The sequence below is a fragment of the Acidobacteriota bacterium genome (genome assembly GCA_016208495.1).
Classification (GTDB): domain Bacteria; phylum Acidobacteriota; class Blastocatellia; order Chloracidobacteriales; family Chloracidobacteriaceae; genus JACQXX01.
This window is the reverse complement of sequence record JACQXX010000069.1, coordinates 39005-50995: the sequence shown is the minus strand read 5'-3', so window position 1 is coordinate 50995 and position 11991 is coordinate 39005. Positions and strand designations below refer to the sequence as shown.

The following is an 11991-nucleotide window of genomic DNA, read 5'->3' as shown; positions in this document are numbered from 1 at the left end:
GCTCCAGATCCGGGAGTTCAATCCACACTACGATTCCAGTCTCCGACAGCGCGCACCCTTGAATCATTCGAGCCCCCTCCATCCCTTGCCAGTGATTCAAAACAGCCGTTCGTTTGGTCGGAATCGAAATCCGCTCGCCTTTCTTGAGGCACGACACCCGGATCACCAGATCAAAGCTGCCCCGTCCCACCTCCACCGACACAATCTTGGCATCGAGCACCGCACTTCCCGTAAACACCGGACAGCGTGCCACCGTGCCCAGCGCCTTCGCCGATTTCTTTGTCCCGACCACGATTTCAAGCGCCTGCTTCAGGGCCTGACTTTTCAACCGTTCCGAGAGCCGGGTATCAGTGAGCCTGCCCAGCGTCGCTTTATCCAGCTTGCCGGGTGTCTCCCACAGCGACCGGATATAGAAATTGACCGCCGCTCGGTACGCTTCCAGCAGCGCCGCGATCTTGCGCCGCTTGGTTTCGGTTGCAAATTTCAGCGTCACTTTGCAGGCTCGTCGCATATCACCTCTCTCACTTGACCCCGATGTGCTTGTCGCGTCTGAGTCCACATCACCAGGTTCCATTGCCCAGTCCAAAGTGTTTTATACCTGACTATATTACAATGTACTTGCCTATAAATCAACCAAACAGTTACAAGACTGACTGAGAGATGGCCTGTGAACCAACCGTTCATCGAAAAAACAGGCCACTGATTGAAAAAACAGGCCGTTGGTCGAAAAACTCTTCCATTATCTTGATTTGGACTGAGAATGTCGAATACATGATGGTTCTCGAGAAAGCATTCGATACCTGCCAAATTGCGTCCTGAACGTGGGCGAAGTTGAAGATGGACCCACGTTTTAGACACGGTTTGGCAATTTTCTTTTTACCAGAAATTCCTCCCTCCTGAGCCCACCTATCATTTGAAAAGAGCTGTATTTGCCGAAACCCAGAATCCGGCCTCACAGGAGTTTTACGCTATGCGACCCTTCGTTCAATTGTTTATGGTTTGTGTTTTGTTCATTGGCTCTGCCCTGGCTATGGCAGGTATGAACCACTGTTCAGACAAGTATTCAACTAAAATCTCAGCCAGGACCGTGAAATTCGTGTCTTCGGTCAACCGTCGTTTAAAACAAATACCCATTGAAGGTGTAGGCCGCAGTCACCCGTATCTCAAGCTCAGTCAGGGAGTTGAGACCTCGCGCAGAGATGTGGTGGAACTGGCACGGTCTGGTGGTTCGGAAACTCCGCTGGCTCTGGCAAGCGCTGATTTGAATGAGGATGGCATCCCGGATCTGGTAACTGCCTGGAGCACTGGAACCGGTGGCATGATCAAAATTCATCCGGGGAATCCAGCGGGGTTTGGCGGCGGGTTGGCCGAAACTGAAGTTGAGCAGACCGATTCCTTTTTTCCAGGAATGCTTGCGGCAAATATGCCTGAAGCCCCAATGTGTGTCGAAACCGGAGATTTCACCGGCGATGGCCATCAGGATGTAATTTGTACCCGGCGCGGAAGCACTCATCTCTGGCTGCTGGTGGGTGATGGGCGCGGAAATGTGCTTTCAGCACGGGAAGTCAATCTTCCCGGTTCAATCACCGCGTTTCAAGTTGGTCAGATTAACCGACACGATGGGCTCAATGATGTGATGCTTGGAGTGACAAATGCTGCCGGAGCGTGTTTTCTGGTTTTTGACTCGGCGGCAGGTGGACTTGAAACACAACCCGAAACGATTTCGGTGCCATCCCCAGTGACCGAGATTGCCTTCGGAAATGTCATCGGCTCCGTCTGGGCTGATATTGTCGGTGTTGCTGGAAAAAACCTGATTGTGATTGAAGGTCGCGATGTGAGTGCGGCGATTCATCCGGCGCGGGTTGAAATCAGAGCATTTCCCCAGGCGTTGACCTCAGTGGCCGTAGGCAACTTTACTGGAGGGCAGGCACTGGATGTGGCGGTGCTGGATACCGCCGGTTCGCTCCATATCTTCACTGGAGATATGGCCAGCCACTCCACCAGAGCCTCCATCCAGGAAAGTACTGGTTCGCTCGGTAACTGGCGTGATGAAACACGATTTCTCGGCTCGCAGGTCGCTCGATTGACCAGCGTGAAAATATCGAGCCTGCCCTATGCGGATTTGCTGGCAACCGATACGACCCGTCGAATGCGCCTCTTGACTGGCAGTGCCGCGCACACATTTGAACCGGTTGAACTTACTCTTTTCAATGAAGTTGTGGATGTGTTGCCGCTCAAAATCAACGGTGATGGGCTGGAAGATCTGGTGGTGTTTCAAACCGGTGAGGTGCCGCTGATGCGATTGGTAACCCTGCCAATGGCCACCTTTATGGTCAATTCAACTGGGAATGGTGCTGACAGCAACACGGCAGATGGTGTTTGTAATGACGGAAGCGGAAATTGCACCTTGCGGGCGGCCATCCAGCAGGCCAATGCGAGCAGCGGATCTGACGTGATCAACTTTGCGATTGCGGGTGCCGGACCGCACACGATTGCACCGACTGGAAGCACCAACTTTCCATCCATCCAGGACACGCTGACCATCAACGGGTACTCACAGTCGGGTACTTCGCGAAACACACTTGCCGTTGGAGATAACGCGGTTTTGCGAATCGAACTCAATGGTTCCGGCGCCGGACCAGCTTCGCGGGGATTGCAGCTTGATGCTTCAAATTGTGTGATTTCGGGACTGGTCATCAATCGCTTTCAGGCATATGGCATTGAACTCAGCACCGGATCGAGCAATCAGATTGAGGGGTGCTTCATCGGTACAAATGTGGCTGGTGACACTGATTTGGGCAATCTCCTGGATGGAATCCGGGTGTCTGATTCAACCAATAACACCATTGGCGGAAGTGCGGTTGGCAACCGCAACATAATCTCAGGGAATAACAGCCACGGCATTGACATTGACTTTGACACTACCACTCCGCCGACTGGCAACACCATTGTCGGAAATTACATTGGCGTGAATGCCGCCGGAACTGGTGATTTGGGGAATAGTTTTCACGGCATTGATACAAGTAGTTCGACCACAACCATTGGTGGTTCCGCCGTTGCACAGCGCAACGTGATTTCCGGCAACAATCGGGGCGGGGTTCGAATTGACGCCGGCGGCATCAGCGGTATGCTCGTTGCCGGAAATTACATTGGGACTGATGCCAATGGCGCCGTCGTTTCAGGTCTTGGAAACTCTGATTATGGCGTGGTCGTGATTGCCGCCAACACCAACACCATTGGTGGAACGTCTGCGGGCCAGGGGAATGTAATTGCTGGGAATGGTTTTATTGGTGGTGTTCATCTGGTTGGCCCAGGTGCTGCCAACAATCGAATTCTGGGCAATTCGATTTTTTCGAATACAGGTGTCGGGATTGATATTGCGGCTTCGTTTACAACGGTGGATGGCGTGACCCCAAATGATCTGAATGATGATGATTTTGGTGTCAACGGACAGCAAAACTTCCCGGTGTTAACTGGGGCAACGGCATCTGGTGGCAATACCATCGTCACCGGGATGCTCAACAGCACGGCGAACACAGCTTTCCGAATCGAATTTTTCTCAAACCCGACTTGTGACAGTTCCGGAAACGGGGAAGGGCAGACGTTTCTTGGGTTTACCAACATCACTACGGTTGGTAACAACGCAACCTTCAGTGCGACGTTATCAGGTGCCGTTACCACTGGACACGTTGTGACAGCGATTGCGACCGATGCTGCCGGGAATTCGTCTGAATTTTCAGCCTGTCAGGTAGTGTGTGGTCCAATTACGGCCATGGTCAGTGGGATCGGGACCGCTTGCGCCGATAGTCCTGGAACGTTTGCGGTGACGGTTACGGTGTCAGGAGGTGTTGCGCCATACACCGCGACACTGACCAATGGCGGCGGCACCCAGATGGGGAGCAATCCGCTGACCTTTATGGTTTCGCCTTCAGCCACAACCACATACAGTCTGCAATCTGGAACTGATGCCAATGGTTGTGGCCTGACCGAAGGTGGGAGCGCCACGATTACGGTCAACCCGGTTGCGACCGTGGATGCAGGTTTGCCTCAAACGGTTTGTGCCAACCAACCGGCGGTTACGCTGGCGGGTGTCATCGGCGGCAGCGGAACGGCTGGCACCTGGAGCGGCGGCGGCGGCACTTTTACGCCTGACAACCGAACTCTGAATGCCACCTATACCCCGACACCGGCTGAAGTTTCCTCCGGGTCGGTAACGCTGACATTGACAGCGGATGATCCTCCAGGGCCCTGTGGTCCAGCCAGCGATACGGTGACCATCATCTATGATGTGTGTGGTCTTGAGCGATCTATCCTGATGGTGGCTGATACCTTTAACAACCGAATCCAGCGATTTGACGGCGACACATGGTCCGTGATTGGGCCAGGAACAGTTGGTTCCGGCAATGGTCAGTTCCGAACGCCTGAAGCCGTGACCTTTGATGCCAGCGGCCAGCGAATTTACGTGGCTGATACCGGAAATAACCGCATTCAATGGTCAACCGATGGCGGAACTTCGTGGGCGAATTTTGCCACGGTTGGTTCTGGTCTTGACCAGGTCCGGGCGCCGCAAGGGCTGGCCTATGACCCACAAGGCAACCTCTATGTCGCCGATACTGGCAACGGACGGGTGCTTCGATTTGACGCAGGACTCCCTGGATTTGGCGTCGTGATTGCCACCAACGGCGCCGGGAGCGGTCAGGTGGGCAGCCCGCGTGGATTGGCTATTGATTTGAGTTTCAGGTTATTTGTGGCCGATGACTCCAATAGCCGGATTCTCAGAATCAACAATGCCAATACTGTCACAAGCAGTACCACCGGGGTAATTATTGCCTCGCGGGGTGTCGGGCTCAATCAAGTCCAAAATCCGCAAGGAGTTGCAATTGATACCACTGGAACTTTGTATATTGCCGACACTGGCAACTCGCGTGTATTACGGTTTCTCAATGCAAATCCAGCCAATGCCACGGCTCTGGCACTGACCGGATCACTTCTCGGTCAAGTCAACCGGGCTGAAGGTGTGACGGTAACTCTATTTGCAACTGGACCTTTTGCTGGAATGCCATTTTTAGTCATTGGCGATACCGGAAACCACCGGATTCAGGGCCGCTTTGTACCAACCGGCGGTTGGGCGCTGGTTGGCCTGCCAAACGGCACTGGAACAACGGTTGGACGCTTCCGCAGCCCGAGCAAAATCCGGTGAGGACTGCAGGGTTCAGGGTTTAGGGTTCAGGGTTCAGGGTTCAGGGTTCAGGGTTCAGGGTTTTCGAATTTACTTTTTGTTTGTCTTTTAGTGGGTCGCTCTGGATTGCACAACTGGAGTCTACAAGATATTGTAGCCCCCCATTTGCGAACTTCGACACTAGAAAATTCAACGATACTTTCTAACCCTGAACCCTGAACCCTGAACCCTGGTTTTCAAACCCTGAACCCTGAACCCTGAACCCTGGTTTTCAAACCCTGAACCCTATTTCCCGCCATTACCCACGCGGTCCCGGAACAGGTTGAGCAGGAGCAGCGTGCCGAGTCCGGCTGACCCGTCGCCCTGGCCGCCAGTGGCCATCACGTCAGGCGTGATGCGAACTCCTTTTTCACCAATCACTTTCAAGGTTTCGATCAAGGCCACACCTTGTGGGCCCATGGCTTTGACCTGTTCGGCATAAGCGACACCCTGGGCTTCACCCATCAATCGAACTTTTTCTGCTTCAGCACGACCAGTTGCCGAAATGAAGTGCGCTTCGCCTTCGCCTTCAGCTTTGCGTTGTTCGGCGCGTTTGGTGGCGATTTCAACGCCGACCGTGGCCGCCATCAGATCGCGCTGGTTGTCAGCATGGGCTTTGGTCTTTTCAAGCTGAATGCGCTTGTCTTCTGCCTCCCGTTGGGCGAAGAACATATTCTGACGCTGTTCGGCCAGGATTTTTTCGGTCTGGGTTTTCATCAACTCTTCAGGCAGGTGGATATGGCAAATCAGTACATTGACTACATCCACGTGGTATTTGAGCAAATGTGCCCGGACACGGGCTTCGGCGCGTTCCTGTTCTTCGTGACGATTTTGCAAATAGGCCATGGCGGATGATTCCGAAGCCTGGTTGCGGAAAATCGAATCAATCAGCGGATGCATGACATTTTTGATCAACCGGTCAATCGAGCCGATCTTGGCGACCATAAACGGTGCATCTTCGGGCTTGACACGAAAGACGACCCGAACTTCAAGCTGCATGGTAAACCCATCTTTTGAAATGACTTCAAATGGGTTAAAGGTGTTGTCAATGTCTTCGGCGGTCCATTCGACGGTCTGGTTGGTGGTGGGAATGATAATCGGGGTGATGGCCAGCGTGTTGATGTAATAGCGGCCTGGACCAACCACCGTTTCCTGAATTCCGCGATAGCCTTCGGGCACCACATAGGCTTCGTGCGCCCCCTGATCAAGCCGCGCATCTGCCGGGTCATTCACCCGAAACTCCGCTGCCAGCTCTGCCGCTGTCGCTTTTTTCGCGGTTCCGGTGAGTTTAGACGCCATCAGTCTGGCCTGTTCTTGTTCTTCGTGCTCAAGGCGAGTGCGAACTTTGAGTGCCATCGCCCGTCGAATTTCTTCGGATGGATCTTTTCCGACGTTTGAAACAATCACCGCGACTTCGCCGGGTTTGACTTCGCCGGCTTTTTCCGGAATGACCTTAAAGAGCAACGGGTTGATGTAATAAATCCCAGGCAGGAGAATGTCTTTTTGCGGGCCACGCTGACCGCCGCGAGCGAGGAATTCGTCGGCATCCTGAAAGTTGTCGTGGCCTTCGACTGGCTGGGCGACATAATCGCGTGGATCAAGTGGCGAGCCGTCGAGGGCCTCGACCAGCCCGACCTGATTTTCAGTAATGAACGTGGCATCACAGAGCCGAACCGTAAAAATCCCTGGTTTTTTCTCACCTGCAAACGAAATGGATTCAGTGTGGATGCGATACGTCCCCGGCGTCAGGACTTCGACCTGCGACCCTTTCTGGCCATTGGCCGCGATAAATTGTTCAGCTTCCTGAAAGTTGCGGTGACCTTCAATCGCTTTTCCCAGCAGGCGACCAGGATCGAGCGGGCTGCCATCAGCGGCGATGATCATGCCGACTTTGCCCTGTGGAATCATGGTTGATTTGGCAATTGAAACCCGAAACAGATACGGATGGATGGGCCATAGTCCAGGCGGGAGTGTCCGCAACTGGATTCCCTTCACGCCGCCTTGTTTGATGAACGCAATCGGGTCTTGAAAATTGTTATGGGCATTTTGGGCCCGGTCTGGGGCAAAGATTCGGCCTGGAGGCAAAGGCTCGCCGTCAATGGCTTCGATAACGCCCATTTCGTCTGAGCCAACCGAGACCAGCGGGACTTTGCTGTAAATTCGTTCCATTGGCCATTTGATGAAATGTAATCCGGGTTTGAGGACTTCGGCCTGGATACCAACTTCACCAGCCGTTGCCACCACCCGTCCGGGAGGCATTTTTTCACCAAAGTAACGCCGTTCTTTAATCGCAATTTCCGTCGCACCAACACTGACGAAAAACGAATTAAAGACCATCAAAAAGACAATCAACGCAAAAACAATTCCTGCTGCAGCAATGAGATAGATGGGTTCCATACAAAACCTTTCTGTACTGGGGACAAAGAAACAACCGTGATAAAAGCTTCACTCAATATCAGAAAAGCTCCTGGGCCGTCAGTTCACGCCGAATCAAAGCCAGAACACGCTTAAACACATGACCGTCTCCGGATGAGCGGACTTGAACGGGTAGCAGCCAGAACTGGCTTTCAATCAGGGCCGCCAGATTTGCCGGCTCAATTCCAGTCAGGCTGCCACGTCGCCAGTACGCCATTATCTGGTCAACCATCTGGGAATAGAGTGCCGCCGAGCCGGTGCGAGCTGAAAAGAACAGGCATTGCCGGGCCGTGGTTGGTGTCGGCTGGTTTTGAAACGATTCAAGCAGAAACTGAGCAAAGGTTTGAGTGACAGGCAACTGGTCGTGTTCGTTGAGGAAGGCAATCATGCGTGAACACGCGGCTGGGTCCGATTGTACCGACGCAAAAACAGCCTCAAACACTTCTGTATAGAGCATCTGATTGCCAAAGTGATCGGCATCGAGGAGCACGCCAAGGTCAGTCTGCTCGGCGCGTTCCAACAAACCGGGCCGAAGTTCATTGAGGTGTTGTTGTTGAGAACTACGGAGGAGGTTTTCCCGCGAAACCCTCGTGGCTGGTTCGGAGAAAAGGCTGCGGAAAGGGGGATCAGTCATACACCTGTCCTTTGTCCGGCAAGCGAACGTCAGGGGCATAATTTGTGCAAGGACTGCCCGGCATTATATGCCCAGAATGGAAAAGAAAAAATAAAAATCGAAAAAGTTCAGAGTATTGCCTTCAGGCGAGAGAATTTCTTTTTCTTCATCTCAACGGGGATCAATTGGAAGAAATGGGTTGATTCAGCTATATTGGGAGTCCTCCTTCTGCGTTCATCAACCCTTCATGGCGACCCATCGCCAGAAAGAAATCTTGCCGAAAAGATGCCTGCAATATTCTGTAATTTTCGTAATTTGAAGGACTTATCCCAATGGTAGATACAGCACAAATGGTTTTTTGGAAAGTCATGGGACGGCTTTTTAAAGCCCACCCCTGGCATGGAATCCCGGTTGGCGACGATGCTCCACGGCTCGTTAATGCCTACATTGAAATCGTTCCGACCGACTCGGTGAAATATGAAGTTGATAAAACCACGGGCCATCTCAAAGTGGATCGCCCGCAAAAGTACTCAAATCACTGTCCGTCGCTCTATGGTTTAATCCCGCAAACCTATTGCGGTGACCGGATTGGCGCCTTTTGCGCCGAGCGAACCGGACGCATTGACAAAATCGTCGGTGACGGAGACCCGCTTGATATTTGCGTTTTGACCGAAAAGCCGATTCAACACGGAGACATTATGGTCCGCGCCGTGCCGATTGGCGGCTTGCGAATGATTGACGGCAACGAATCGGACGACAAAATCATCGCCGTGCTCCATCGCGACGCGCTGTATGGTGAATGGACCGATATTTCCCAATGCCCGGAAAGTTTGATTGAACGGCTGCGGCATTACTTTTTGACCTACAAAGACATCCCGGGCGCCGCCAAACGCGAAACGGAAATCACGCACGTCTTTGGCGCCGAAGAAGCCCACCGCATCATCAACCTGAGCCGTCAGGATTATGTTGAGAAGTTTGGGGGGTTGGAATAATAAGAGAGTAGGGGCAAGCAATAATTGCTTGCCCCTGAGCCCCAAATCAATATTGGGAAAAAAAGATACTATCAAATGATGCTTTCAATTGAGATAATTAAGGTGGTGAACTGGGTCTCCAGAAGCTTTCAATGAAGTCCAATGCTTGTTGAGCCTGGTCAACAGATTCTTTAGCCAGATATGGCAGATCTTGCACTATCGCCTCATAATCAGATTTCTCACGATTTTCATAGAGTTTTTCAAGCATTGTGGAGAGTTGCCGTGGTCTTGTTCTTTGGAAATGTCTTCTTACCCCGGAGTGATCTTTTGCGCTTCCTTGAGGAATATAACTGTATTTTTCAATCGCAAAACGAAGTGCATGACCATAGACAGCGTAATAAGCACGATTTATAGCCGTTCGATATGCAGCTTCAGGTGTGATTCCGGATGGACAATTCTCCTGAAGAGTTTTAGCAAGAGGCAATAAATCTCTCCAATCGAATTCCATTACCCCCTCCTTACCGATTGAAAATCAGTTGTGACGTAGATCCACCCTTCTTGTGTTGAAAGCCACTCGCCAAATTCTTCCATTGCATCAAGCAGTTTGTTAAATAATTGATCATCATACTGACTTGGGCGCACATACAGGGTGAACACTTCTTCTTGAGACTCAATTCGCTTTTTTACTTCAAGTGAGAATTCGGCTGGGTTTTGAGGGATTGTTTTGACTTTGGCGCAAATGTCAGGGAGCTTTTCCATCAAGGATGGGTATTGGTTTAAATAGGATTTGACTTGATCAGGTTCCGGAATGAGCACACCCAGGGTTTTCAGTTCTTCGAGGAGTGTTTCTATTCTCGAATCAATAACTAATTGATGTGAGCGACCTGGATGCCTTGTCTGTAAAGTATTTACCAGGTTTCGGTTTCGAGAAAGGATATCATAAAGGAGTCGGATGTCTTTAAAGGACCAGTTCGATAAATGCTCAAATAATTGCTGAGGATCTGCAGGTAACTCAGAAAGAATTCCAGAGATGAGATGTTCTTTTAAGTCAATTAAATCAGCTTCAGCATTTGGTTCATACTTTGTTGAATCAGAGAGAGCAGATGCTTGAGGTGGCGTTAATGGATTATGATAGCTTCCAAACTCAAGGATTTTCTTCGGTGTTGACATTGTTTTTTCTGCTCCTTATTTAGCCAAAGGTAAGTAGCTTTTATAAATTGTCCATAAAAAGTTAGTATCGAACAACCCTTTTAAATATGTTAGCTTGGGAAGAGATAGAATATGTAAGGAATCGGCATGTGAAGATCACAAGTGATGACAACTATTGTAAATTAGTAGGTTTATCTGAGGTTTTATATGGGGCGTTTTGAAGAAAAAGGATTTTGGTGGCTTCCGGAATTCCCTGACAAACCAGTTGCTGGAACTTTACGCTTTTTAGATTCAGATGGCGGACAACTTGATATTCTAGGGAGTTTAAACATCACTACAAATTCAGATTCTGTAATTTGGAAACATAAGGACTGGAACAGAATTCCTATTATTCTAGGGCGTTCCACTACCGGCAAAGAATATACATTGGTTCGCTGTTTGGAAACGAATTCAAGTTTTGGTAGTGGGTATTCAACAACAACTTACCAGACAAACCTGATAATTGAGAGGTGGCATTTCCAATCACTGGATAAAATTGGATTTGACGAAATCAAGCTTTCTTACTCAGGATTGACTGAATGGTATGGACAAAGTGGGATTTTAGCAAAAAAAGAAGCTGGGCGATTCAAATTCATAGAGGTTGAGAGCCTGTCACCCGTTGTGGTGCCGATAGATGGAGGTGAGCTTCGATTTGATTTGAATCTGATACATGAGCAAAACCGTCCGCTTGGTTTCCCAACACACGTTGGCTTCTCTCAAGAAGCCGTGATTGAAATCCAGTTTCAGGAATTCAATAGCCTAAAAAAGTGCCTGGAACGGGAAAGAGAAGTAGCTGACTTCTTAACACTGGCGATGGGAGGGCCTCCTTCCCTGATTTCATTCACTGGTATTAATAAGGATTGCCGAATAACAACAATGCATATGGATCAGCCGCTTCCTCTGCTCTTGCATAGGCAATTGCCTGATTTAGAGAAATTATCAACCAGAAAATTTACACATGAGATGGTTTTCACTTTTGGTGATATAGAAGCTGATCCACAATCTGTCGTGAAAGGCTGGTTCCAAGCATGTCGAGAAATTCGTCCAGTGATTGCTCTCTATATTGACGTCTTATACAGATCCTCACGGCTGGTGCGCCATCAATTCCAGGACCTTTTAGCTGCTCTGTGTGGTTGGTACTTTGTCAGAGTTGTTCAAGCTGGAAAACAACCGGAAAATAATTTGAAGACAATGGTTGAATTGATGATTGAGCCAGGTCTTCTAGGAGTTTTAGCCAGTTTTGAACATATTGTTGGAACCACATTTGGAACTCATCAGGAATTTTCACAAAGGGTTGTCTCGGCCAAATACGGCCTTGATTCCGGCAAATATCCACCTTTAACAGATCAGCCTGACTGGATTGAACTGGCCATTTTGACAGAACAACTGAAAGCTTTGGTTGAACTCTGTTTGCTTCGCGAAATACGGTTTAGTGAAGAATCGCAAAAGCAATGGTTTGAATCAATTGCAGCGAAGATTCCCAAACGGGAGCAATTCGCTGGCTGGGAGTTTTAATGCCAGTCAGTAGTTCGTAGTCAATAGTCAGTAGTCAAACATTTTGAAATCAACAGAGTACTGACTACTGA

Annotated in this window: 8 protein-coding genes; 3 read left to right on the top strand and 5 right to left on the bottom strand. The window is 50.1% G+C overall.

What is annotated here, in order from left to right; genetic code table 11:
* Nucleotides 1–511, bottom strand: a 511-nt coding sequence (locus tag HY774_12745; GenBank protein MBI4749352.1) for a hypothetical protein, incomplete at its 3' end; no start/stop codon positions are given.
* Between the two features lie 576 nt (nucleotides 512–1087).
* Between HY774_12745 and HY774_12740 the strand changes: the two genes are divergently transcribed.
* Entirely contained in the window at nucleotides 1088–5200 is a 4113-nt protein-coding gene (locus HY774_12740) for a hypothetical protein (GenBank protein MBI4749351.1), read from the top strand.
* A 264-nt stretch (nucleotides 5201–5464) separates the two neighbouring features.
* Here the strand turns inward: HY774_12740 and HY774_12735 are convergent, their stop codons facing one another.
* The gene (locus HY774_12735) at nucleotides 5465–7615 is read right to left on the bottom strand and encodes a hypothetical protein (protein ID MBI4749350.1); all 2151 of its coding nucleotides are present in this window, start codon (nucleotides 7613–7615) and stop codon (nucleotides 5465–5467) included.
* 58 nt (nucleotides 7616–7673) lie between these two features.
* A complete protein-coding gene (locus HY774_12730) occupies nucleotides 7674–8267 on the bottom strand; it encodes a hypothetical protein (protein ID MBI4749349.1) in 594 nt (197 codons plus the stop codon).
* A gap of 311 nt (nucleotides 8268–8578) precedes the next feature.
* Between HY774_12730 and HY774_12725 the strand changes: the two genes are divergently transcribed.
* Nucleotides 8579–9238 (top strand): inorganic pyrophosphatase, encoded by a 660-nt coding sequence (locus tag HY774_12725; GenBank protein ID MBI4749348.1) that lies wholly within the window; start codon nucleotides 8579–8581, stop codon nucleotides 9236–9238.
* Between the two features lie 97 nt (nucleotides 9239–9335).
* Here HY774_12725 and HY774_12720 read toward each other — a convergent pair whose 3' ends face one another.
* Nucleotides 9336–9725, bottom strand: coding sequence for a hypothetical protein (locus tag HY774_12720; GenBank protein ID MBI4749347.1), 390 nt, complete (start codon nucleotides 9723–9725; stop codon nucleotides 9336–9338).
* Nucleotides 9725–10387: a hypothetical protein gene (locus tag HY774_12715; GenBank protein MBI4749346.1), complete on the bottom strand. Its 663-nt coding sequence runs from the start codon at nucleotides 10385–10387 to the stop codon at nucleotides 9725–9727. Before HY774_12715 ends, HY774_12720 begins: the two co-directional genes overlap by 1 nt.
* A 186-nt stretch (nucleotides 10388–10573) precedes the next feature.
* Between HY774_12715 and HY774_12710 the strand changes: the two genes are divergently transcribed.
* Nucleotides 10574–11920, top strand: a complete 1347-nt coding sequence (locus tag HY774_12710; GenBank protein MBI4749345.1) for a hypothetical protein — start codon at nucleotides 10574–10576, stop codon at nucleotides 11918–11920.
* Nucleotides 11921–11991 lie beyond the last annotated feature (71 nt).